24 protein-coding genes, 1 tRNA gene and 1 pseudogene are annotated in these 23,168 nt (G+C 67.6%); 20 read left to right on the forward strand and 6 right to left on the reverse strand.

Translation table 11 applies throughout. The features are described from left to right. Positions 1 to 5 precede the first annotated feature (5 nt). Positions 6 to 1,196 carry a gephyrin-like molybdotransferase Glp gene (glp, locus tag ABIR74_RS02525; RefSeq protein ID WP_348175043.1) on the forward strand — a complete coding sequence of 397 codons (1,191 nt, stop codon included), beginning with the start codon at positions 6 to 8 and terminating at the stop codon, positions 1,194 to 1,196. On the opposite strand, the gene ABIR74_RS02530 is transcribed toward glp, so the two are convergent. Further along, positions 1,170 to 2,939: a M28 family peptidase gene (locus ABIR74_RS02530; RefSeq protein WP_348175044.1), complete on the reverse strand. Its 1,770-nt coding sequence runs from the start codon at positions 2,937 to 2,939 to the stop codon at positions 1,170 to 1,172. The two genes, glp and ABIR74_RS02530, sit on opposite strands and share 27 nt — an antisense overlap. 120 nt (positions 2,940 to 3,059) lie before the next feature. Here ABIR74_RS02530 and ABIR74_RS02535 point away from each other — a divergent pair, with 120 nt between their 5' ends. The 17 genes and pseudogenes from ABIR74_RS02535 to ABIR74_RS02615 all read left to right on the forward strand — a co-directional run bounded on the left by ABIR74_RS02535 (position 3,060) and on the right by ABIR74_RS02615 (position 17,577). After that, complete coding sequence (locus tag ABIR74_RS02535; protein ID WP_348175045.1) at positions 3,060 to 3,758, forward strand: response regulator transcription factor; 699 nt, start codon at positions 3,060 to 3,062, stop codon at positions 3,756 to 3,758. Continuing rightward, positions 3,755 to 5,149, forward strand: coding sequence for an ATP-binding protein (locus ABIR74_RS02540; RefSeq protein WP_348175046.1), 1,395 nt, complete (start codon positions 3,755 to 3,757; stop codon positions 5,147 to 5,149). The genes ABIR74_RS02535 and ABIR74_RS02540 overlap by 4 nt, the downstream gene beginning before the upstream one ends. A 111-nt stretch (positions 5,150 to 5,260) precedes the next feature. Then, a complete protein-coding gene (locus ABIR74_RS02545) occupies positions 5,261 to 6,430 on the forward strand; it encodes a trypsin-like peptidase domain-containing protein (protein WP_348175047.1) in 1,170 nt (389 codons plus the stop codon). Between the two features lie 52 nt (positions 6,431 to 6,482). Further along, positions 6,483 to 6,929 (forward strand): cyclic pyranopterin monophosphate synthase MoaC, encoded by a 447-nt coding sequence (gene moaC, locus ABIR74_RS02550; RefSeq protein ID WP_348175048.1) that lies wholly within the window; start codon positions 6,483 to 6,485, stop codon positions 6,927 to 6,929. Continuing rightward, entirely contained in the window at positions 6,926 to 7,408 is a 483-nt protein-coding gene (locus ABIR74_RS02555; protein ID WP_348175049.1) for a MogA/MoaB family molybdenum cofactor biosynthesis protein, read from the forward strand. The genes moaC and ABIR74_RS02555 overlap by 4 nt, the downstream gene beginning before the upstream one ends. Continuing rightward, positions 7,405 to 8,271 carry a UbiA-like polyprenyltransferase gene (locus ABIR74_RS02560; RefSeq protein ID WP_348175050.1) on the forward strand — a complete coding sequence of 289 codons (867 nt, stop codon included), beginning with the start codon at positions 7,405 to 7,407 and terminating at the stop codon, positions 8,269 to 8,271. The genes ABIR74_RS02555 and ABIR74_RS02560 overlap by 4 nt, the downstream gene beginning before the upstream one ends. Further along, positions 8,268 to 8,885 (forward strand): ABC transporter ATP-binding protein, encoded by a 618-nt coding sequence (locus ABIR74_RS02565; protein ID WP_348175051.1) that lies wholly within the window; start codon positions 8,268 to 8,270, stop codon positions 8,883 to 8,885. Before ABIR74_RS02560 ends, ABIR74_RS02565 begins: the two co-directional genes overlap by 4 nt. Further along, positions 8,882 to 9,532 (forward strand): heme exporter protein CcmB, encoded by a 651-nt coding sequence (locus ABIR74_RS02570; RefSeq protein ID WP_348175052.1) that lies wholly within the window; start codon positions 8,882 to 8,884, stop codon positions 9,530 to 9,532. The genes ABIR74_RS02565 and ABIR74_RS02570 overlap by 4 nt, the downstream gene beginning before the upstream one ends. Further along, positions 9,516 to 10,196 (forward strand): cytochrome c biogenesis protein, encoded by a 681-nt coding sequence (locus ABIR74_RS02575; protein ID WP_348175053.1) that lies wholly within the window; start codon positions 9,516 to 9,518, stop codon positions 10,194 to 10,196. Before ABIR74_RS02570 ends, ABIR74_RS02575 begins: the two co-directional genes overlap by 17 nt. Further along, positions 10,193 to 10,345 (forward strand): hypothetical protein, encoded by a 153-nt coding sequence (locus ABIR74_RS02580; RefSeq protein WP_348175054.1) that lies wholly within the window; start codon positions 10,193 to 10,195, stop codon positions 10,343 to 10,345. Before ABIR74_RS02575 ends, ABIR74_RS02580 begins: the two co-directional genes overlap by 4 nt. Continuing rightward, the gene (ccsA, locus tag ABIR74_RS02585; protein ID WP_348175055.1) at positions 10,338 to 11,111 is read left to right on the forward strand and encodes a cytochrome c biogenesis protein CcsA; all 774 of its coding nucleotides are present in this window, start codon (positions 10,338 to 10,340) and stop codon (positions 11,109 to 11,111) included. Before ABIR74_RS02580 ends, ccsA begins: the two co-directional genes overlap by 8 nt. Next, a pseudogene (gene hemA / locus ABIR74_RS02590) lies at positions 11,108 to 12,379 on the forward strand (glutamyl-tRNA reductase). Before ccsA ends, hemA begins: the two are co-directional and overlap by 4 nt. A gap of 102 nt (positions 12,380 to 12,481) precedes the next feature. Next, a complete protein-coding gene (hemC, locus tag ABIR74_RS02595; RefSeq protein WP_348175056.1) occupies positions 12,482 to 13,306 on the forward strand; it encodes a hydroxymethylbilane synthase in 825 nt (274 codons plus the stop codon). Continuing rightward, positions 13,303 to 13,935 carry a uroporphyrinogen-III synthase gene (locus ABIR74_RS02600; RefSeq protein WP_348175057.1) on the forward strand — a complete coding sequence of 211 codons (633 nt, stop codon included), beginning with the start codon at positions 13,303 to 13,305 and terminating at the stop codon, positions 13,933 to 13,935. The genes hemC and ABIR74_RS02600 overlap by 4 nt, the downstream gene beginning before the upstream one ends. A gap of 54 nt (positions 13,936 to 13,989) precedes the next feature. Beyond that, the gene (locus ABIR74_RS02605) at positions 13,990 to 14,787 is read left to right on the forward strand and encodes an SAM-dependent chlorinase/fluorinase (RefSeq protein WP_348175058.1); all 798 of its coding nucleotides are present in this window, start codon (positions 13,990 to 13,992) and stop codon (positions 14,785 to 14,787) included. 161 nt (positions 14,788 to 14,948) lie between these two features. Continuing rightward, on the forward strand, positions 14,949 to 16,235 hold the full coding sequence (locus tag ABIR74_RS02610; protein ID WP_348175059.1) for a citrate synthase: 1,287 nt from the start codon (positions 14,949 to 14,951) through the stop codon (positions 16,233 to 16,235). 52 nt (positions 16,236 to 16,287) lie between these two features. Further along, positions 16,288 to 17,577 carry a DUF2254 domain-containing protein gene (locus tag ABIR74_RS02615; protein ID WP_348175060.1) on the forward strand — a complete coding sequence of 430 codons (1,290 nt, stop codon included), beginning with the start codon at positions 16,288 to 16,290 and terminating at the stop codon, positions 17,575 to 17,577. A 23-nt stretch (positions 17,578 to 17,600) separates the two neighbouring features. On the opposite strand, the gene ABIR74_RS02620 is transcribed toward ABIR74_RS02615, so the two are convergent. Beyond that, a tRNA-Phe gene (locus ABIR74_RS02620) sits at positions 17,601 to 17,673 on the reverse strand. 255 nt (positions 17,674 to 17,928) lie between these two features. On the opposite strand from ABIR74_RS02620, the gene ABIR74_RS02625 reads away from it, so the two are divergent. Both ABIR74_RS02625 and rocF read left to right on the forward strand, forming a co-directional pair. Next, on the forward strand, positions 17,929 to 18,600 hold the full coding sequence (locus tag ABIR74_RS02625) for a hypothetical protein (protein ID WP_348175061.1): 672 nt from the start codon (positions 17,929 to 17,931) through the stop codon (positions 18,598 to 18,600). Between the two features lie 171 nt (positions 18,601 to 18,771). After that, a complete protein-coding gene (rocF, locus tag ABIR74_RS02630) occupies positions 18,772 to 19,671 on the forward strand; it encodes an arginase (RefSeq protein WP_348175062.1) in 900 nt (299 codons plus the stop codon). Here rocF and ABIR74_RS02635 read toward each other — a convergent pair. The 4 genes from ABIR74_RS02635 to ABIR74_RS02650 all read right to left on the reverse strand — a co-directional run. Next, the gene (locus ABIR74_RS02635; protein ID WP_348175067.1) at positions 19,668 to 20,528 is read right to left on the reverse strand and encodes a methyltransferase domain-containing protein; all 861 of its coding nucleotides are present in this window, start codon (positions 20,526 to 20,528) and stop codon (positions 19,668 to 19,670) included. The two genes, rocF and ABIR74_RS02635, sit on opposite strands and share 4 nt — an antisense overlap. Next, the gene (locus ABIR74_RS02640) at positions 20,507 to 21,529 is read right to left on the reverse strand and encodes a TIGR03842 family LLM class F420-dependent oxidoreductase (protein ID WP_348175063.1); all 1,023 of its coding nucleotides are present in this window, start codon (positions 21,527 to 21,529) and stop codon (positions 20,507 to 20,509) included. Before ABIR74_RS02640 ends, ABIR74_RS02635 begins: the two co-directional genes overlap by 22 nt. Before the next feature lie 45 nt (positions 21,530 to 21,574). Next, entirely contained in the window at positions 21,575 to 22,663 is a 1,089-nt protein-coding gene (locus ABIR74_RS02645; protein WP_348175064.1) for an MFS transporter, read from the reverse strand. Positions 22,664 to 22,703: 40 nt separating this feature from the next. Next, on the reverse strand, positions 22,704 to 23,168 hold a 465-nt coding region (locus ABIR74_RS02650), incomplete at its 5' end, for a M20/M25/M40 family metallo-hydrolase (RefSeq protein ID WP_348175065.1).

Here is a 23,168-nt window from a genome sequence, read left to right on the forward strand (position 1 = left end):
GATTCATGAACGATCTCCTTTCCGTCGCCGAGGCCCTAGCTCGCGTTCTCAACCGCGTTGAGCCGCTCGATGCCGAGCGGGTCGCCCTCACGAGCGCATCCTCCCGGGTCAGCGCCGAGGACGTCGTCTCGGCGGTGGACGTGCCACCGTTCCGGAGCTCGTCGATGGACGGGTACGCCGTTCGGGCTGCCGACCTCCCCGCCAGGCTCGCGATCGTCGATAGGGCCGCCGCAGGCCGCCCGTCGCAGGCGGCGCTCACCTCCGGGCAGGCGATCGAGATCTCGACCGGCGCGGTCGTGCCAGATGGCGCCGATACCGTCGTTCCGATCGAGCGGGTCGAGGTCGACGGCGATGCGGTGACGATTCCGGAGCCCGTCCCGACCCGCGACAACATTCGTGAGCCCGGTGGAGACGTCGAGGCCGGGTCGACGCTGGTCTCCCCCGGGGACGTCCTGACACCCGCAAGGCTTGGTGCACTCGCAGCATGCGGCGTCGCGAGCGTGCTGGTGCATCGCGTTCCGCACGTGACGATCGTTGTCACGGGAACGGAGCTACGACCGCCAGGCGTGCAGCTGGCTCCCGGACAGATCTACGAGTCGAACGGCGTCATGCTCGCCGCGGTGATGGAGGAAGCGGGAGCGACGGTGACGCGACTTGCAGCGAGCGAGGACACGGAGGACGCTCACGCGGCCTCGCTCGAGGAGGCGCTCGCCTCCGATGTCGTCGTCACCTCGGGCGGAGTCTCGGTCGGTCCGCACGACCTCGTCCGGCGTGTGCAGGCGCGCCTGGGGGTCGAGGAGGTCTTCTGGGGCGTCGCGATGCGGCCCGGGAAGCCGCTCGCGTTTGGCTGTCGGGGAAGGACGCTCGTCTTCGGTCTGCCGGGTAACCCCGTATCGGCCCTCGTCGGAGCTCTCCTGTTCGTCAGGCCGGCGCTGCTGGCGCTCGTCGGTAACCCGGATCCCGCCCCTCCGTTTCGGCCCGGCATCCTTGCCGCGCCGATACAGCCGCGGCCGGAGCGTGACGACTTCGTGCGTGCGCGTGTGACCTGGAGCGACGAAGGCGCCCTCGTCCAGCCGATCGTCGGCCAGGAGTCGCACATGATCATGCACACGAGTGCAGCCACGGGACTTGTCTGGATTCCCCGGGGCGTAGGCGCGCTCGAAGCGGGGTCACGCGTCCGTTTTCTTCCTCTCTGAGCGGGAGAGCCTGGCGGCCGGGGTGTAGCGCCCGGACGCGAGGGCCGCAAGTTGCGTGGCGACTGCGGCCCACGCGATCAGGACGAGCACCGTCGGCCAGGAGATGAACCCCAGCGTCATCAGGGACACGAGGTACAGCGGTGTGTTGAGGCCGAGGTCGAGCTGTGTGCCCACCGCCACGAGCGCGAGCACCGGCCCGGTGAGGCCGAGCCCGTAGAGAACGTCGCGGAGCCACGAAGCGCTCGTGACCTGGGGAAGCCAGAGCCACGCGTAGAGCGACGGGATCAGAAAGAGCAAGGCATAGGGGCTGATTCCCGCCGTGGCAATCGCGATTCCCGCGAGGGCGAGCAGCGATACCGTGTACCCCGCCAGCAGCTCGTCGGCTCGCGGCGCGACGCGCGGTGCAAGGGCCCTCCCGCCCCGCCACCAGCCGAACGCCGAGATGATGCCGATCGCTGCGAGCCCGACGACGGGCCAGTCGGTCACTGCTGGGCTGTCGGGAGACGGAGGCAGCGCTGCTCCGCGAGGAAAGACGCCGGTAAGTGCTCCGAGCCCGATCGCGAGCCCGACCCACAACCAGACGCCAAGGCGTGTTCGAAGCGCAAGCAATGCGCTCGTGAGCGGGAGCCGCTTCCGCCGAGATCGCGCGAACAGATCGACGACGCCGACGAGGAACGGCACGAGCGCCACCAGCAGGACGAACTCGATCGCCCAACCGCGGACGACGCGTGTCCCGAGGTAGACGTACCCGTTCGTGCCACCCGCGAGCTCGATCCCGTTGTCGAGAGAGGCAAGAATGGATTCGGCCGCACGGCCGAGTCGAACGAACTGCGGCCGGTCGAGTCGGGCCGGCGTATCGTCCGCCGCCCCGCCGCCGCCGTCCTCTGCGGTCGTCAGACGGACCGCCGAGATCTCGCGGCCGAGGAACGGCGCCTGCTCTCCATACCCGAACGGAATCCCGAGATTGACGAGCTGCACGAGCCACCCCGGCCGAAGCGGCGGCGTTCCGAGCTGGTCCGCCACGCGAACGTCCGCGGTGCGCACGAGCGCCGGTGTCGGGGAGCGGGCCGAGAGGCCGGAGATCTCGAGGCGGGGGCGAGCCGAGCTGCCGATCGCGTCGAGGGAGACGACCGCTCGGACGTCCTCCCGTAGCGGGGAGTTTGCTGCGAACCGCTCGGCGCCGAATCCCCCGTACGCCCCGCCATCCGAGGAGAGGAAGATCAGCGTGTGCTCGGGCTTCGGGCGTCCGGCGATCGTGCCGAGGCGCCCGAAGCCGCGCGCGAGCTCGATGAGTGCAGCCGTCCCGGATGCGTTGTCGTTCGCACCCGGTTCTCGCCCGGTGTTATCGCGGTGGGCGAGAAAGAGGATCGCGTCCGAGCTCGCCCCCGGGATCACCGTGACGAGATTGCGCAGTCGCACGGTGCCGAGCCCCGGGATCGCCTCATCCCAGGCATCCTCGGCGGCAGGGAGGCCGTATAACGCGAGACGCTCGTTCACCCAGCTCGTCGCGCCGAGTGCTCCCTCGGTGCCCGGCTCTCGATCCGGGAAGTCTCGCGCGAGCTCCGTCGCGAGCTGTGTCGCCGACGCGCCGTCGAACGCGGGAGGAAGTGATGGCGCCGGAAAGGGGCCAGGCGTTGCGATCGTAAACGCGAGCACGAGAAGCGGGAGGAGGAGCAGCAGAAAGGACGCACGAACGAGGGCACCGTTGATTGGCTGATCCCGTTGCCTACGTCGCGGCGACACGGGTGCGCCTCTCCTGGCGCCTGCCCGTGCGCCCCTTCGTCTTGCTGAATCTGGGGTCGGCACGACGGGGGCTATAGTACGACCTGCCGGGAGCGCAGCCCTGATCCGAACGACACGACGATGCCCGAGACCTCAACCATCCTGCTCGTCGACGACGAGGAAGCCATCCAGAAGCTCCTCACGTACCCGCTCGAGCGCGATGGCTATCGCGTCGTTCCCGCCCGGGACGGCGAGGAAGCGCTGCGCCGCTTCGGCGAGGAGGAGATCGACCTCGTCGTGCTCGACATCATGCTCCCGAAACTCGACGGTCTCGAGGTCTGCAAGCGCCTCAGGGCCGAGAGCACGGTCCCGATCATCATGCTCACCGCCCGCGACGACGAGCTCGACAAGGTGCTCGGCCTCGAGCTCGGCGCTGATGACTACATCACGAAGCCGTTTCTGATTCGCGAGTTCCGTAGTCGCGTCAGAGCCGTCCTGCGCCGCGCCGCGACACCACACCTCGGCGTAAAACGCGAGGAGACGATCGATCGCGGCGATGTCAGGATCGATCTCCCGCGGCGGAGCGTGGAGGTCAGAGGCGAGATCGTTCAGTTGACATTTGTCGAGTTCGAGTTGCTTGCTCTTCTCGCGGCGAATCCTGGCGTCGTCTACTCGCGCCGGCAGCTGCTCGAGCGGCTGCGGGGCGGGGCCGATTACCGCGAACCGCGCACGATCGATGTCCACGTTCGTCATCTCCGCGAGAAGATCGAGGTGGAGTCTCGTGAGCCCGAGCTGATCCTGACGGTTCGCGGCGCCGGGTATCGCTTCCGCGACGGATGAGCATCCCGGGCGGCATCCGCGTCAAGCTGGCGCTGGCGCTGCTCGGCATCGTTGGCGGTGCGCTTCTCGCGGCCTATGCGATCGTCGTTCCGTCACTCGAGCAGAATCTCGTCGAAGCGAAGCTCGACCAGATGCAGAGCGACGCTGAGGCGCTCGCGGTCAATTATGCCCTGAATCAGCAGCGTCTCGATGACTTCGTCGGCGCGTCAGCATTCGTCTCGAACGCCCGGGTCGTCGTCTTCCAGGTCACGGATCCGCCCCGCAACCAGGTCCTGCGCTCCCTTGCCGATTCGTCTCCCGTGGGCCGAATCGAGATCGAGAACGACCCTGCGGCGCTCGAGGCAGCGAAGGGCGCCGGGACGGTGAGAGCTCGGATCGTGCGGGACGGGCGTGAGTACGCGGAGGTCGCGACGACGCTTCTCGCGACCGGCGACGTGATGCTCCTCTCGAGCTCGCTCGAGGACCAGCTCGCAACAGTCGCTCTCGTCAAGCGGCGGCTGCTGTACGCGACGATTGCCTCCCTCCTGATCGCCGTGATCCTCGGCTTTGCCGTCGCCGCCGCGCATGCCCGCAGGCTCGGGCGTATCCAGAGGGCCGCCGATCGGATTGCGGAAGGTGCCTTCGACGAATCACTGGTCGATCGCGGCAACGACGAGGTGGGGCAGCTCGCCGGCTCCGTCGACCGGATGCGGATCCAGCTCGCGGAGGTCGATCTCGCGCGGAAGGAGTTCGTCGCGAACGCCTCGCACGAGCTCCGGACACCGCTGTTCTCGCTCGCGGGCTTCCTCGAGCTCCTTGCCGACGAGGATCTCGATGACGAGACGAGACGGGAGTTCCTCGCGACGACGCGATCGCAGGTCGATCGCCTGACGAAGCTCGCCACCGATCTGCTCGACCTCTCGCGGATGGACGTCGGCCGAATCCGGATCGAGGAGGAGGACGTGGGGCTCGCGGAGGTTGTCAGAGTCGTGGCCGAGGAATTTGGTGCCGTCGCCGATGCGTCGGGCCACACGCTCGTCGTCGAGGTCGACGATGATGCGTGGGCTCTCGCGGACGAGGAGCGAGTCCAGCAGATTGCACGATCGCTGACGGGCAACGCGCTCTCGCACACGCCGACAGGCACGGTGGTCGAGTTGCGTGCCGAGCGGCGCGGCTCCCGGGTCGCGCTCCTCGTGCGGGATGACGGTCCCGGGATCGCACCCGAGCATCTCGGCCGCGTCTTCCAGCGGTTCTACCGGGTCGAGGGCGGGCAGGCATCGGGTAGCGGTCTCGGCCTCGCGATCGCGCGCGAGCTTGCCGGGCGGATGCACGGCACGGTGACCGTCGAGAGCAGGCCCGGTGCCACCGTGTTCACGCTCGAGTTGCCCGCGGAGACGGCGACACCGGCCTGACGGGTGGATACCCGCTGCCTGTTTCCACGTGGAAACAGGCAGCGCGTTTCCACGTGGAAACGCGTCGAACGCGACCGCGGTGGCACAGGCTCCGCTGGCTACAGTGGGCGCGTGCAGCCGCGTGCCTTCGCCATCGCCGTCGTCGCAGCGGTTCTCGGGGCTGCGGGTGCCCTCGCGGTCGCGGCATTCACCGGGATCACCGAGGGCGGGACCAGCACGGTCGTCGTCGAGCGCACGATCGCCGAGGCCGCCGCGGCGCCCGTGGCGCTCTCCTCCGCCGGAGCGGATTTCAATCCCGCTGCCATCTACGCCCGCCGCTCCCCCGGCGTCGTGACGATCTATGCCGATCTCGGAGCCCGGGGCCAGGCACAGGGCTCCGGGTTCATTGTCGACGAGAAGGGCACGATCCTCACGAACGCGCACGTCGTCACGGACGTCGCGGAGACCACTGGTGGCCCGGTCAGTGGTGCGGAGACCGTGTACGTGGAGTTCAAGGACGGGGATCGGGTGCCGGCCACGATCGTCGGCTGGGACCTGTTCAGCGACGTCGCGGCGATCCGCGTCGACCCGGTCCTCCACGCGGTCTCCCCGTTGCCCCTCGGCTCCTCCTCGACCGTCGTGGTCGGGACGCCGGTCGCTGCAATCGGAAGTCCGTTCAACGAGCAGAGCTCCCTGTCGGTCGGTGTCGTCTCAGCGACGAATCGCACGATCGACTCGCTGACGTCGGGCTACAGCATCTCCGACGCGATTCAGACCGATGCGCCGATCAATCATGGGAACTCGGGCGGTCCGTTGTTCGATGCACGCGGGCGGGTGATCGGGATCAATGCCCAGATCCGGTCGACGAGCGGCGCGGGCGAGGGTGTCGGCTTTGCGATACCGATCGACACGGCACGAAGGGCGCTCGCCCAGCTCGTACGCACTGGACGGGTCTCGTACGCGTACGTCGGCGTCACGACGCAGGACGTGACGCCTCGGTTGGCGGAGAGGTTCGGGTTTGTCGCCCCGCGTGGCGCCCTCGTGGCGAAGGTCCAGTCCGACACCCCGGCAGCGCGCGCCGGCCTTCGTGGCGGCACGAGCGTCGAGGAGGCTGACGGTGTCCAGGTGTCGCTCGGCGGCGACCTGATCATTCGGATCGGGACGACGCCGATCACGAGTGCGCAGGACGTGTCGCGTGCCGTGGCCCTGCATCGCGTCGGTGAGAAGATCCCCTTCGTCGTGCTGCGTGAGGGGAAGACGCGACGCGTCGTCCAGGTCACGCTGGCCGAACGCCCGGCCTGAACGGCGCCTCGCCTCCTGTCGGCCTCGGGCGCCGTCCGAGTACGATGCGTCCATGACCGACCTCTCGCACGTCTCGGCCGACGGGACGATCCGGATGGTGGATGTCGGCGCCAAATCGCTGTCGCGGCGCCGAGCGGTCGCGCGGGGCGCTGTCCAGATGGCGCCAGAGACGGCAGCGCGGCTGGGTGAGCTCCCGAAGGGCGACGCTCTCACGACCGCGAAGCTAGCGGGGATCATGGCTGCGAAGCGCACGAGCGAGCTGATTCCGCTCTGCCATCCACTGCCACTGACCGTCGTCGACGTCCAGCTGACGGTGACGGACGGCGGGGTCGAGATCACCGCCGTCGCCGAGACGACGGCCCAGACGGGCGTCGAGATGGAGGCCTTGACCGCTGTTTCGGTGGCAGCCCTGACCGTGTACGACATGGCCAAGGCGATCGACAAGGCGATGACCATCTCGGGCATCACCCTCATCGAGAAGACCAAGGACCCCGTGTGAAAGCGGCCGTTCTGACCATTTCCGACGGCGTCCACCACGGCACCCGGGAGGACAGGAGCGGCGACACCCTCGTCGAGCTCCTCGCCGCCGCCGGTTTCGAGGTCGAACGCCGTGTCGTTCCCGACGAGACGGAGGCGATCACCGCGGCCATCATCGACCTCGCGCGCGGCAGTCGCCTCGTTCTCACGACCGGTGGGACAGGATTCACGCCGCGTGACGTCACGCCGGAGGCGACCCGTCCCGCCCTCGACCGCGAGGCGCCCGGAATCGCCGAGGCAATTCGTGCTGACGCGCGAACCCGAACGCCGCACGCCCTTCTCTCACGGGGGCTTGCCGGTCTGCGCGGCTCGACGCTCGTGGTGAACCTGCCGGGATCCCCTGGCGGGTGTCGCGACGGCTTCACCGTGCTGCAACCGGCTCTCATCCACGGTCTCGAGCTGGCAGAAGGCGACCAGAGCTCCCGGCACCGCCAGACGTGAGCACGACAGCACTCTCGCTACCGCGCCGCTTCGCGTCGCTCGTCAAGCTCGAGCACACCGTTTTCGCGCTGCCGTTTGCGTACGTCGGCGCGTTCCTTGCCGCCGACGGCTTTCCGGGCGTCGGCCCGACGGTCTGGCTGACGCTTGCAATGGTGGGCGCCCGCACGCTCGCGATGGGCCTGAACCGGCTCATCGATGCCGAGCTCGATGCCCGGAACCCTCGTACCGCGACGCGGGAGATCCCGTCCGGGGCGCTCTCTCTCGCCCAGGTGTGGGCCCTGTGCGCCGCAGCCCTGGCGCTGTACCTCGTCGCCGCATTCCAGCTCGATCCCGTCGTACGTTGGCTCTGGCCCATCCCGGTCGCGATGTTCGTCATCTATCCGTATCTGAAGCGCGTGACCTGGCTCTGCCACCTCTGGCTCGGTGCCTGTACGGGCCTCGCGCCCCTCGGCGCCTGGCTCGCCGTGACCGGCGAGGCGCCGTGGGAAGCGTGGGCACTTTTTGCCGCCCAGGGGATGTGGGTAGCGGGATTCGACCTGTTCTACTCCCTGTTCGACCTCGCTCACGACCTGAATGAGGGCATTCGCTCGTGGGCAACGCGGTTCGGCGAGCGCGGAGTGTTCGTCGGGGCGCGCCTCTTCCACGTCTCCGCCGTCGCGCTACTCGCTGCAGCGGGTGTCGGGCTCGGGAGCGACATCTTCTACTGGCTCGGAGTGCTCGCGGTTGCAGGGCTCCTGCTCTACGAGCACTCCCTCGTGAGACCCGGGCATCTCGAACGTCTCGACGCGGCCTTCTTCACTGTCAACGGCCTGATCGCGGTCGTGTTCTTCGTTTTCGTTGCTCTGGATACACTCATCCCGTGACCGTTCTCGCTTCCGGCGACGAGCGCTCCGTCGTGCATGGTGATTGCATCGAGAAGCGTTACGGACGCAAGAGGGTCCTGCGCGGAGTCTCGTTCGCCGTCCCGCGGGGCGGGTTCCTCGTCGTGACAGGGTCGAATGGCGCGGGCAAGACGACGTTGCTGCGGCTTGTGGCAGGGCTCGCCGCACCGACTCGTGGCGTTCTCGAGGTCAACGGGGAACGTGGCGACCTCGGATTCCTTGGTCACGAGCCGCTCGTCTACCGGGAACTGACGGCGCTCGAGAATCTCGAGCTCTTCGGCCGCCTCTATCGCGTCGCTGACCGGCGGGAACGGAGCGGAATGCTCCTCGAGCGCTTTGGCCTCTGGGACGCACGGTCCGACCGCGTCTCTACCTACTCCCGCGGGATGGTTCAGCGGCTTGCGCTGTGCCGGGCGCTTCTTCACGAGCCGGCGCTACTCGTGCTCGACGAGCCGTTCACGGCACTCGACGACGACGGTGCGGGGATCCTCGACACGGAGCTCGCCGCCCTTGCCGGCGACCGCACGGTCATGCTCTCCACCCACGATCCCGCTCGCGTCGAGGCGCTCGCCACGGACAGGCTCGTTCTCACATGAGCTCGCTCACGCTGTACGCCTCCGATGTCGTCGCCCTCGCGCGCAAGGACCTTCGCCTCGAGCTCCGGGCGAGGGACACGCTGCCGGCGATGCTGCTGTTCGTCCTCTCCACCCTCGTCGTGTTCCACTTCGCACTCCCGACCGGAACATCCGCTGACGCCGCCTACGGCCTGCTCTGGATCGCGATCGTCTTCACGGCGCTGCTCGGCCTCGCGCGCGCCTGGGCGCCCGAGCGGGAGGGTGGTGCGCTCGACGGGCTCGTGCTCGCGCCGTGCGACAGAAGCGCGATCTGGCTCGGCAAGACGCTTGCCGTCCTCGTCTTCCTGACGGCGGCGGAGCTCGTCGCTCTGCCGGCGTTCGCGCTCTTCTTTGCCCCCGTCGACCTGGTCGCCGTCGCAGGCGTCGTGCTCGCGAGCGTCGGCATCTGCACTGTCGGCTCTCTCCTTGCCGCTATGGCCGCTGCGAGCCGTGGTCGCGAGGTGATCCTTCCACTGCTGTTCCTGCCCCTCGCGATTCCGCTCATCGTGGGCGGGGTCGGCGCGGGAATCTCGCCTCAGGGAGCCTCATACCTCTCCTTCCTCGCCCTGTACGACCTCGTCTTCGCGATACTGGCGTGGGCGACCTTCGAATATGTCATCACGGAATAACCTCCCCCTCCTCGCCTTCGCTACGGCCGCACTCCTCGGGATCGCGGTGGCGCTTGCGCTGCTCGTCGCACCCGAGGACGTCGATCAGGGCGTCTCGCAGCGCATCTTTTACTTTCACGTCCCCATCGCCCTCACCGCCTACCTCTGCTTTGGCCTCGGCGCCTGGAAGGCGCTTCGCCTCCTGTGGGTCGGAGGGGAGCGTCGCGACCTCGAGAGCTACACGTGGATCCATCAGGGCACGATCTTCGGAGCCCTCACGTTGATCACGGGCTCGATCTGGGCCAAGGCGTCCTGGGGTGTGTGGTGGAGCTGGGGCTCGAACCAACTCGTCCTTTTCCTCGTCCTGTTCCTGTTCTACTGCGCCTACTTCATGCTCCGCTTCTCGGTCGATGAAGGAGCCCGTCGCGAGCGGATCTGCGCCGTCTACGCCCTCTTTGGCGTCGCGCTGATCCCCGTGAGCTTCTTCGCGATCCGGCTCGCGAGTGACTTCATCCACCCCACGGTGTTCACGCGCGAGGGCCCGCAAATGACGGGAACGATGTTCGGCACGTTCCTTGTCTGCTGGGCGGCCATTACCCTGCTTGCGTACGTGATGTATCGAATCGAGCTCGTCGGCAAGCGCACCGACGCCAATCTGCGCGAACTGCGGGAGGCACTTTCATGAGCCAGGGACAGTACGTAGCACTCGCTTACGGCGTCGTCCTCGTATTCGTGCTCCTCTGGGTCGTGATCATCGCCGCGAAGCTCTCGCGACTCGAGCGTGAGACGGGCGAGCTTGCGGATCTGGCGCGCGAGCGCAGCGCCGATGGCTGAGCTTCTCGTCTGGCCCGCCCTGATCGGTTACGGCGAGGCGGCCTTTGCATATGCCGGCGTCCTTCGCGTTCCCGGTGGCTCGGTGCGGCTCGGGATCTGGGGCGTCAGGATCGGGTGGCTCGCGCAGACAGGGCTCCTGATCGCGCAGGCATTCGATGCCGACGGATTTCCCTGGGGCACGTGGGCGGGCGCGCTGAACCTCTTCGTCTGGCTCGTCGTCGGCGCCTATCTGATCTGGGGCTGCACGCCCCGATACCGCATGCTCGGACTCGCGGTCATGCCCTTCGCTGCGGCGCTCCTCCTCGCGGCCTGGGCCGGGGGCGGCACGGGTGCCTCGTCCGGTGACACGTCGAGCGTCCTTCTCGCGCTCCACGTCGGACTGATGCTCGCGGGCTTCGCCGGGCTCACCCTGGCGGGAGCCCTTGCAGGCCTCTATCTCTGGCAGGACAGACGGCTGAAGCGCCGCGACGTGAGCGTTCTGCGGCTCCGGCTTCCTCCGCTCGAGACCCTCGATCGGCTCTCTGCGCGGACAGCCCTGATCTCCCTGATCGTTCTCACCACGGGAATCGTGGTAGGGGTGGCGAGCTTCGATCGTGGCGACTTCGACCTCGCAATGGCGACCGCGATCACGATCTGGGGGCTGTACGCCGGGGGGTTGCTCCTCCGCCGCGAGGGTCGGATTCAGGCCCGCCGCTTCGCGCTGCTCCTCGTCGCCGGCTTTGCTCTCGTCGCCGTCGCGCTCCCTCTGACCCACTTCGCCTCATGAGACTCGCACTCGTTGGCGTCTCGCACCGGCAGGCCCCCGTCGAACTGCGAGAGCGGGTCGCGGTCGGGCCGAGTGACGCTGCCGCGCTTGCGGGCGCGTTGGCGAATGGCTGCGAAGCGGTCGTCCTCTCGACCTGCAACCGGACGGAGTTGTACCTTGCGTCAGACGACGCCACGAGCCCGCTCGAGGAGCGGGCGACAACGTCGCTCCTCGCGCTCGCACCGGGCGATGCTCACGCGCTCGCTCCGCTGCTCTACCGCCTCTCCGACGACAGCGCGGCCCTGCACCTCTTCCGGGTAGCCGCCGGGCTCGACTCGCTCGTTCCGGGGGAAGGGGAGATCCTCGGCCAGGTGCGCGACGCCTTCGACGGCGGGTCGACGGGCCCCTTGCTCGACCGCCTCTTCCGTCAAGCGCTCCACGCGGGTCGGCGAGCCCGGGTCGAGACCGCGATCGGTGAGAACCCTTCGTCGGTTCCGGCCGCGGCCGCAGCGCTCGCGCAACAGGTGTTCGGCGATCTCGGAGGTCACACCGTTCTTCTCATCGGGGCAGGGAAGATGAGCGAGCTGACGGCGCGGAACCTCCGCTCGCGGGGAGGCACTATCGGGGCCGTCGCCAACCGGACGGTCGAGCACGGAGTCGAGTTGGCCGCTCTGGTGGAGTCGACTGCCGTCAGCCTGGCCGACGTCCCATCCTTGCTCGCGACAGCCGATGTGGTGATCACCTCGACGAGTGCGCCAGGGTTCGTGGTCGACATGGCTGCGGCCGAAGCGCCGTTGCGAGCGCGTCGTGGGAGGCCGATCCTGTTCGTCGACCTCGCGGTGCCGCGTGATGTCGACCCGACGCTGTCCACTATCGACGGTTGCTTCGTCTACGACATCGACGATCTCGAGGCGGTCGTGGAGACATCCCTCGCGGGCCGGCGGTCCGAGGCGGTTCACGCCGAGCAGCTCGTGGCGGTCGAGGCAGAGCGGTTCCGGGAGTGGCAGGCATCGCTCGCCGTCGTTCCCGCGATCGCGTCGCTCCGCGCCCACGCCGAGGAGATCCGTAGCGGGGAGCTGGCGAAGGTCGAAGGGCGCCTCGGGCGGCTTTCGGAGAGCGAGCGGAAGCTCGTCGAGTCGGTGACGTAGCAGATCGTCGCGAAGTTACTCCACCTCCCGACCGTGCGAATGAAGGAAGCGGCCGCCGGCGCGGACGGTGTGATCTATGCTGACGTGGTACGCCACCTGTTCGGACTAGGGGAGGAAGAACAATCGTCACGCGACCGGTGATCGTTGGGAGACCGCTTCCCGTTCAGGCTCCGACAGCCTTCGTACGCATCCGCCCGCGCGGCCGCCTGTTCTGCGGTGAGCCACGCACGACGACCCGCCTCTGTGCTGCTTCGCGTCGGCTCCCGCGGAAGTAGGCTCGCACTCACCCAGGCCGAGCGCGCTGCCGATGGACTGCGCCGACCGGGTGTGGAGATCGCGCTCGTCCCGATCACGACTGCGGGCGACCGCGACCGTACGAGCCCCTTCGGGGAGATCGGCTCCCGGGGTGTATTCGTCAAGGAGCTCGAGGAAGCCCTTCTCGAGGGGCGCATCGACGTTGCCGTGCACTCTGCGAAGGACATGACCGCGGCGGATGCCGATGGTCTCACGGTTGGTGCATATCCACGACGCGAGGATCCGCGTGACGCTCTGTGCGGGGCCGACGCGATTCGGCCCGGGATGCGAATCGGAACGGCTTCCGCGCGTCGGAGGGCGCAGCTCCTTGCTCTCGAGCCGACCCTCTCGATCGAGCCGCTTCGGGGAAACGTCGACACGCGGCTCCGCAAACGGGGCGAACGGGGCCTCGACGCGATCATGCTAGCCGCTTGTGGTCTAGACCGTTTGGGTCTCAGCGCCGAGATCGGACTGCGGATCGACCCGGACGTGATGCTTCCCGAGGCGGGGCAGGGCGCGCTCGCCCTCCAGGTTCGGGCCGGCGAGGAGGATCTCGTCGCGCGGGCCGATCACGGGGAGACGAGGGCACGGGTCGAGGCGGAGCGACGGTGCGTCGCGCTCGTCGGCGGTGGCTGCCTTGCCCCCGTTGCAGCGTTTCACGACGGCTCGGTGCTCACCGGGCTGATCGCACACGAGGACGGTGCGTGGCTCGAGCGCCGCACCGGTCATGATCCCGCCACGATCGCAGCGGAGCTGCTCTCCGTCTCACGATGAGGTTGATCGTCACCCGGCCTGCGGGGCAGGAGCACGACCTGATCACGCGCCTCGAGGCTCTCGGCCACGCCGTCGTCCACTGCCCGCTGATTCGGATCGAGCCGCTCTCGGACGAGCCTATCGAGCTCGGGCGATACGACTGGGTCGTCGTCACGAGTCCGAATGGCGCGCGAGAGCTTCGTCGCCGGGCGCGGGGCTCGATGCCGCGGGTGGCCGCGATCGGCCAGGCGACGGCCGATGCGATGGGGGGCGCCGATCTCGTAGCGCGCGTCTCGACCCAGGAGGGCCTCGTGTCGGAAATGCCGCGTTCGGCCGGTCGCGTTCTCGTCGCGGCTGCTGAGGGCGCGCGAACGCTCCTCGCCGAGGCGCTCGGCGCCGACTTCGTGCCGCTCTACCGGACCCATGCGCTCCGTCCCGACCCGCCTCCGCAGGGGGATGTCTGCCTCCTTGCCTCGGCGTCGGCCGCTCGTGCGTTCGGTTCGCTCGAGACCGGGATTCCAGCGGTCACGATCGGTCCCGAAACGACCCGCGCAGCCCGCGAGGCCGGAATCGCCGTGCTCCTCGAGGCACCGACGCACGATGTGGACGGTCTCGTCGCGGCAATCCTGCTGCTCGACGCGAGCGCCTGAGCGCGGAAGGGGGATCGCCGTGCGGTCACGACGTCGTAGACTTCGCAGACCGCCGTGTTCGTCACCTTCCTCAGCGACTTCGGTCTCCAGGACGACTTCGTCGGAACCTGTCACGGCGTGGTGCTGCGCATTGCTCCCGACGCGCGAATCATCGACATCACCCACGGGATTCCGCCGCAGGCAGTCCTGCAGGGCGCCCTCGTCCTTGCGAACACGATCCCGTACACGCCGGTCGGCGTCCATCTTGCCGTGGTCGATCCCGGTGTCGGCGGTCATCGGAGGGCACTCGTCATCCGAGATGTCGAGGGACGGCATTACGTTGGCCCCGACAATGGGCTCCTCCTGCCGGCGGCCGAGCGAGCGGGAATCGCCGTGGTGCACGAGCTCGCCAACCCGGCGTACGCGCTCGAATCCATCTCGCGCACGTTTCACGGTCGCGACATCTTCGCCCCGGCCGCGGCGCACCTTGCGCTGGGCGTTCCGATCGGCGAGCTCGGTCCACCAATCGACGAGGACGCGCTCGTGCGGCTGGAGCTCCCGGTTCCCTCGTTCGAGGAGGGCTTCGTCCGGGCGACGACGCTCTATTTGGACAGCTTCGGCAACATCGCCCTCAACCTGACGCGGGACGACATGGAACAGGTCGGCATCGTGCCCGGGACGCGGGTCGAGCTCGAGCTCTCCGGGCAGCGCTACTACGCGGTCGCCGCCCGGACGTTCGCGGACGCTCGGCCCGGCGACGTGATCCTCTACGAGGACAGCTACCGCAACATGTCGATTGCGATCTCGAGCGGCAATGCAGCGGCGATGTTGCGCGCGGTCGTCGGGAGACCCGTCGATATCCGGGTCATCTGATTCGTTCCGGCATTGCCAGAACGGCTCGCGTGTACTAGTATCACGTGCCACGAGAGACGTCGGCGGAGCGGGACTCCGGCCCCGACGTCTCTTTTTCTGGACAGGGTGAACCCACCGTCGCGGTGTGTGCCTCCTGACGGTTACTCTCGTGGAGGAGCCTGATGGAGAACGAGACCCTCACCGTCGTCGACAACCGCACCGGACGCGAGTATTCGCTGCCGATCGTCGATGGCGCGATTCGGGCACCCGATCTCCGTCAGATCGCCGGCCCCGACGGGGAGGGCCTCGTCTCGTTCGATCCGGCCTACCTGAACACCGCCTCGTGCCGGAGCGCGATCACCTACATCGACGGCGATGCGGGGATCCTCCGCTACCGCGGCTACCCGATAGAGCAGGTCGCCGAGCAGGCCGGGTTCCTCGAGACGGCATACCTGATCCTCGAGGGCGAGTTGCCGACGGAGGACGAGCTGCAGCGCTGGACGGACGACGTGCGACGCCACACCTACGTGCACACGAACATCGAGGAGTTCATGGCGGGCTTCCGCTACGACGCTCACCCGATGGGAATGCTGCTCGGCGCAGTGGGCGCGCTCTCCACGTTCTATCCCGACGCGAAGCACATCTCCGACCCGGAGAACCGCTACCTCCAGCGCGTGCGGCTGATCGCCAAGTTGCCGACGATCGCGGCGTTCATCTTCCGCCACAACCGCGGCCTGCCGTACGTCTTGCCCCGCAACGATCTCGGCTACATCGGCAACTACGTCAACATGACGTTCGAGATTGGGGGGCGGCACGAACCGAATCCGGTTCTCCAACGGGCGCTCGAGATCCTCTTCATCCTCCATGCCGACCACGAGCAGAACTGCTCCACAAGCGCCGTACGGGGCGTCGGCTCATCGCACGTCGATCCCTTCTCGGCTGTCTCGGCCGGCATCGCGGCTCTCTACGGCCCGCTCCACGGCGGCGCGAACGAGGCGGTGCTGAACATGCTCGACGTGATCGGCGACGTGAAGAACGTTCCAGCGTTCGTCGAAGCGGTCAAGGACGGGAGCGCGGGCACCCGGCTGATGGGATTCGGTCACCGTGTCTACAAGAGTTACGACCCGCGCGCCACGCTGATCAAGCAGGTTGCCGATTCGGTCTTCGCCGAGACGGGCGTCGATCCGAAGCTGAAGATCGCACTCGAGCTCGAGCGCATCGCGCTCGAAGACGACTATTTCGTCAGCCGTAAGCTCTACCCGAACGTCGACTTCTACTCGGGTTTGATCTACAAGGCCATGGGGTATCCAGCGGATTACTTCACCGTGCTGTTCGCTCTCGGGCGCCTACCCGGCTGGATCGCACAGTGGGAGGAGATGCTGAACGACCCCGAGCAGAAGATCGCGCGCCCACGACAGCTCTACACTGGCTCGGCCGAGCGGCCGTACGTCCCGCTCGACAGACGCTAGACCCGGCACGTAGTCAACCCCTGGGTGGGCTCCGGGGATCTAGGGGGCAGGGATGCTGGCACAGCTGATCTCGCTGCAGGACCGTGTGCGTAGCAGTCTCTTCGTGGTGCCGATGCTGTGCGTCGCGGGCGGCGTCGTGCTCGGCGAGTTGATGCTCGTGGCCGATGCACGCGTGGACAGGCTTCCCTCGGGGCTCACCGCCACCGTCGACAGCGCGAGAGCGGTGCTCTCGGTCGTTGCGAGTGCAACCCTCGCGTTCGCAGGGATCGCGTTCTCGGTGAGCCTGCTCCTCATCTCGCTGTCGTCGAGCCAGTATTCGCCACGCATCGTACACGGGCTCTTCCGTGACCCGTTCAACACGCGGGTGATGGGAATCGTCGTAGGGACGTTCACGTACTGCCTCGTCGTGCTTCGTGCGGTACGCGGTCCGCTCGAGCAGAGCGGCGAGCGCGTCGTGCCAAACCTGGCTGTGCTCGTCGCGCTCGCACTCGGCGTCGTCTCGGTTCTCGCGATCATCGCGTTCATCGACCACGCAGCGCACTCGATGGACGTCTCGAAGATCCTGCGCCGAGCGACGAACGAGTCGATCGTTCAGGTTCGCGGGAGATGGCCGGCGCCGGGTGTAACAACCTACGAGCTCGACTCCAGCCCGCCTTCCGGTTCGGGTCACGTGATCAGGTTCGAGCGGGAGGGCTGGGTTCAGCACGTCGACCACGAAGCGCTCCTCGGAGTGCTCGATGTCGATGCAACGCTGTTGCTCGATACGACTGCGGGTCGCTTTGCGATCCCGCACGTGCCGTTCGCGCGCGCGTGGCCCCTTCCGGGCGGCCGCGAGGAGTTCGACAGGCGCGTCCGGGCGGCCGTGATTGTCGGCGAGACCCGGACGATGCAGCAGGACGCCCGCTTTGGTGTCAGGCAGCTCGTCGATGTTGCGCTCAAGGCGCTCTCACCTGGCATCAACGATCCAACGACTGCACAGGATGCGATGTTCCACCTCGGCGCCGTCCTAGCCGAGATGCTCGCCCGGCCACCGCTGCCCCGCGCGCTCCACGGCTGCGATGGGCGAAGGCTCCTGTTGCCACAGGAGTCGACCCACGAAGAGCTGATCGACCTCGCCTTCGACGAGATGAGGATCGCTGCGGCCGGTCAGCCGACTGTCTCGATCTACCTCCTGGAGCTCCTCGACCTGCTTGGATCGTCGCTCGACTCCCGGAACCAGAGCGTAGAGGCGGCGCTGCGCCGGCAAGCGAAACTCACTCTCGCTGTCAGCGAGAGGGCTGATCTGCCGCAGGCAGACCTCGAGCGCGTGCGGTACGCGTATCGAGATCGGTTCGATCGCTGACCGTCGGTGCCACCTTTGGCCAATGGCGAGAGCCGGACTTGAACCGGCGACACCACGGTTTTCAGCCGTGTGCTCTACCAACTGAGCTACCTCGCCTAGAGGTCTTGCGGGGTTCAGGGTACCGAACACCGCCACGTCCGATCCGGCTCTCGAGTCCCTCGTCGCACGGAACGTCGGTGAGCATACGCGGTCGTAGAACGCGACGGCAATCGTAGACTCGTCGATCTCGCAACTGATAGCGCGACCCGTGCGAGTGAGCGACCCGATCGACCCGGACAGAACCGATTCGGAGTTGTCGGCGAACCACGCTCGACAAACACTCGACGACCTCTCAAAAAGGAGTATCACGTTATGCGCATCAACCGAATCATCACTACCGCGCTCGCCGCACTTGTCGTGTCAGGCCTGCTTGTCGCCGGTGCGATCGCCGCGTCGTCCAACAGCAGCGCGACGCACTCGATGGCAAGTATGACGGCGTCGACGGCGAGTCCCGCCGGTAACCTACGTGTCGCGCTCGCGAAGCAGTTCGGTGAGCACGCAGTGCTCGCGATGAATGCTACGAACGCCGGCATCACGGGGTCGAAGTCCTTCCCGGCCGCCGCAGCGACGCTCGACAAGAACTCCGTCGCGCTGTCGAAGTCGATCGCGTCCGTCTACGGCGCCAAGGCGGGCCAGACGTTCCTGAACGGCAAGTTCATGTGGCGCGCCCACATCAAGTTCTTCGTCGATTACACCGTTGCCAAGTCCAAGAAGGACTCTGCTGGCCAGAACAAGGCCGTCGCGAACCTGAAGCAGTACACCGTGACGTTCGGCGACTTCCTTGCCGGCGCGACCGGTCTGCCGAAGGCAGCGGTCCGCAACGACCTGCTGAGCCACGTCCTCCAGCTCAAGGGCCAGCTCGACGCCTACGCGGCCGGCAACTACACAGCGGCTGCGAACCTGTACAACGCCGCCTACAGCCATATGTTCATGACCAGCGAACTCGTCGCAGGCGCAATCATCAAGCAGAAGAACCTCAAGTAGCACCACCTGTTCCGAGTCAGTGACCGCGGCCCGCCTTTCGGCGGGCCGCGGTCGTTCGAGGTGCAACACGCGCTGACGCTCACGCCACGACCCGAGCCCCCATCTCGCTGAAGCCATCAAGACCGGCGGCGTTGGCGCACCCCGACCCCGCCCCCGCTACGGTTTCACCCCGTGAGGAGAACAGTCTCGATCATCGGCGCACCGCTCGACCTCGGTCAGACCCGACGCGGCGTCGACATGGGCCCGTCGGCGATCCGCTACGCCGGACTCGAGGAGCGGCTGATCGAGATCGGTCTCACGGTGGCCGATCAGGGGAACGTCATCGCACCGGAGCCCGAGGCGATAGCGCTCGTGGACGAACGTGCACGGTTCCTGCCCGAGATCCTTCGAGCCTGCGCAGAGTTGGCGTCGCTCGTCGAGGCGACTGTACGGAAGGGTGCCCGCCCGCTCGTCCTCGGGGGCGACCACTCGATCGCACTCGGGACGCTCGCCGGTCTCGCTGCCGCGGCCGGGCAGCCGGGTGGCGTGATCTGGATCGATGCGCACGGAGACCTCAACACGCCAGAGGCGAGCCCGTCCGGCAACGTCCACGGGATGTCGCTCGGCGGCGCCGTCGGTCGGGCACCCGCGTGGTTTGCGCACGACGGACTCAGGCTCCCTGCCCTCGATCCTTCCCGCGTCGCGCTCGTCGGGATCAGGTCTCTCGACGCGGGGGAGCGAGAGTTCCTGCGTGAGGCAGACATCCGGGCGTTTACGATGAGTGACATCGACCGCATCGGGATCGAGCGTGCGATGCGGGAGGCGCTCGATCGCGTCGCCGGCCCTGGCTTCGTGCACGTCTCCTTCGATCTCGACTCGCTCGACCCAGAGGTCGCCCCAGGCGTGGGGACGCCCGTTCGCGGCGGACTGACCTACCGCGAGGCGCACCTCGCCTGCGAGCTCATCGCCGAATCCGGCATCGTCGGGTCGCTCGAGATCGTCGAGGCGAACCCGATTCTCGACCGGGAGAATACGACAGCGCTCACCGCTGTCGAGCTCGTCGCGAGCGCGCTCGGCAAGACGATCATCTAGACGCCGCGTGCAAGAACGATGCGAGCCACCCCGGGGGCTTCTACCGATCCGTCTCCCTGGACGAACTCGGCAAGGTTGAGCTCTGCCCGCATCCGGAGCTCCGCGATGTCACCCGGTGTGAGGCGATCGGTGAGCTGCGTCAGCATCCGCGACGTATCGCGTGTCGTCTCCCACCACTCGTCGAGCGAGCCGGCGACCCAGCGCACCGGGACGTCCTCGATCGTCTCGATCGCAAGCCCGCCGCTCGCGACGACCGCCCTGAGTCGCTCGGGGTCGGAGAGCCGGAACGGGCCGGGTGCATCGTGGTCAGGCTGACCCATGTGGCCAAGTTCTGTTGCGGCCTTCCCGGGGGCGGTCATCCACGGATTCACGCTCGTGCCTGCCCAGACGGCGAGGACGGCCGCCCCGCCCGGCCGGAGCACGCGCGCGATCTCGGACGCGGCTGCCTCCATGTCGGGAACCAGCATGATCCCGAAACGACAGAGGACGCAGTCAACGTCGTTGTCGGGAAGCGACAGGGCCGCGGCGTCCTCGACACGGAACCGAACACCCGTGAGCCCCAGCTCGGACGCTCTCCTTCGTGCCGCCTCGACCATCTCGGGCGCGCCGTCGGTGGAAATCAGCTCACCGCCGGGTCGGATCCGGGCGAGCGCCTTGAAGCCGGTCTCCCCGGGTCCGGCTGCGACCTCGAGGACCCTGTCACCGGGGTTCGGATCGAGGAGCTCGATCATGCGCTCCGAGAGCTCGGCGGTCGCCCGGGCGAAAAGGTCGCGTCGACGCTCCCAGCCTGCTGCGACGCTCCTCCACCCTTCGAGCTGGTCGGTCCCCTCGTCCGCTATGCCGTCACGCCCTTGAATTTGGGGATGATGTGCTCGCCGTACGCCGCGAGGGTCTCCTCCTGGCTGTGCGTCATCAGGTACACCGAGTAGTGATCGACGCCGATCGCCTCGAGCTCACGCAGCTTCGCGGTTACCTGATCGATGTTCCCGAGCACGGAGAACCGATCGCAGATCTCGTCCGTAACGAAAGCACCGTGCGCTGCACCGACGCGTGAATGGTCGTTGTAGTCGTAGAACTTGCGCGCCTCGACATAGTCGGTGAGTGCCTGTGGGACGACCGAGCCGTCCGTGCCGTAGCGGTCGATCAGGTCCTTGACGTGATTCGACACCATTGCGGGAAACCAGCGCGTCTCCTCGCGTGCGAGGGCGATGTCGTCGGTGACCATGCTCGGTGCGCAGACGATGCACTTGAGGGCGGCCGGGTCGCGGCCGCCCTCCTCGGCGGCAGCGCGAGCAGTGCCCATGATCCACTGGATGATCTCGGGGTCGGCGAGCTGGATGATGACGCCGTCTCCGACGCGACCGGCGACGGCCAGAGCCTTCGGGCCGTAGCCCGCCACCCACATCTCGATCTCGGGCAGCTCGGGGCGAACCCACTTCAGCTGAAGCTCCGTCTCGTTCCAGAGCACCTCCTCGCCGTTCATGAACGGCTTGATCATCGCGAGGTCGCGCTCGAACTCGGCCACCTTGACGGGCTGTCGCCCGATGTAGCGCACAGCGGAGTCACCGCGGCCGATGCCCATGACCATGCGTCCGTCGGAGATGTCGTGGAGCGTGGCGTACAGGCTCGCGAGGACGGTCGGGTCACGCGTGCCGGGGTTCGTCACCTGATGGCCGAACTTCATGGTCGTCGTGGCCTCTGCCGCGAGGGCGAGGATCGGGAAAGAGTCCTGCCAGAGGACGTGCGAGTCGTAGGTCCAGCCGTACTCGAATCCGTGCTTCTCACCGAGCACCATGAGCTCGACGAGTCGCTGATAGGGAGGGTCGGGCAGAACGGTGACGCCGAAGCTGAGGGCCATGGTCTTCTCCTTGGGCATTGATGCTCTCCGAGTGAAGCGATTATCTCATGACCGCGCCGCTTTCCGAACAGCGAGGAGAGCCGAGGCCCAGAGCAGACCGATGATCAGGAATCCGACCCGACCTTCGCCGGGGAGGCCGAACGTTAGACCCGCAAGTGGCGTGCCGACGAGGATGACCAGCACGGCAGAGCCGTTCACGAACCCGATTGCCGCGGCCGGTGCGTCCGGACGAAGCCGAAGGGTCGTGTTGAAGATCGGGGCGAAGGGGAGACCGGCCGAAAGACCCACAACGAGCGCCGCAACCGCCCCTAGCCAGAGCGGTGGCGCCGCCGCGAGAACGAGCACCCCGGTCGAGCCCGCCACGAGGGCAGTCGCCACGAATGCCCAGGCCCGATCGGGCGTCCGCCGCATCAGAAGGCCGCCGGCTGGCCGTGTGACGATCCCGGCAAAGAGGATCAGCCCGCCGACGATTCCCGCGCTGCTCCGCGAGTGCCCCTCGAGCTCGAGCAGGGTCACGATCCAGTTGCCTGCGACGACCGAGAGCCCGAACGAGGCCATCTGCACGGCGGCGAGTGGCCAGAGGCGCCGGTCCATGGCGACGGTTCGTGACGGCTGGTCATGATCGCCCACCTGTCGGGTCGGCGTCGCGCGCCGTGTTGCGAGCACGGGCAGTAGGCCGATGAGTGCGAGCACGAGCCCGGTCCAGAACGGCGCGCGCCATCCGAGCTCACCGACGAGTTGCGGGATCACCATCAGGGCGAGTCCGGCCGCCGCCATCGTCGAGCCGCCATAGGCGCCCTGCCAGAGCGCGCCGCCCTGTCCCGAGCGGACAAGGTCGATTCCGGCGACGAAGCCGACACCCGTGCCGAGACCCATCAGGGCGCGTGCGCCGAGACCGATCTCGAGCGTCGGAGACGTGAGGGCGATTGCGTTCCCTGCCGCAACGATCACGAGCGCGACGAGTCCGACGTTTCGCGCACCGACGCGGTCGATCAGCCGGCCACCGGGAATCTGGACGGCCAGATGCGTGACGAAGAGCGCCGTCGTCAGGAGACCGACCGTCGCGAGGGAGACGCCGTAGCTTTCACTCTCGACCGTAGCGATCGCGCCGACGTTCGAGATGTTCCACGTCACGGCTGCTCCGAGCACGAGCCCCGCAGCGATCGTGGCAGGGCTAGTGTCCGTCGGAGACCCGGGCGATCGTCTTGTCGGCGAGACGGTCGAGGGCGACCACAGAGAGCTCGATGTGCTCGTCCAGCGTGTCCTCGAGCTTCGTGTGCGAGAGCCCACGCAGGCTCTGGACGAACATCATCACCGTCGGAACGCCAGCTCGCGCGATCTCGGCTGCGTCGTGGAGTGGGCCCGAGGGCAGTCGGTGGGACACTCCGGCGGCCTCACGGCAGGCATCGTCGCAGAAGTCGATCAGGGTCTCGTCGAAGAGGATCGGCTCGATGCTCCAGATTCTCTCCCAGCGGACATCGATGTTCTCCTCCATGGCGAATCGCTCGCTCGCCTCCTTCGCCTGATGCAACATCTCGGCAAGGCTGGCCGCATCGAGGTGTCGCTGGTCGAGGAGCTGCTCTGCCGTCTCGACGACCGATGTGACGATCCCCGGCTTGCACACGACGCCACCCGACGT

Source organism: Gaiella sp. (genome assembly GCF_039915195.1).
GTDB lineage: Bacteria > Actinomycetota > Thermoleophilia > Gaiellales > Gaiellaceae > Gaiella.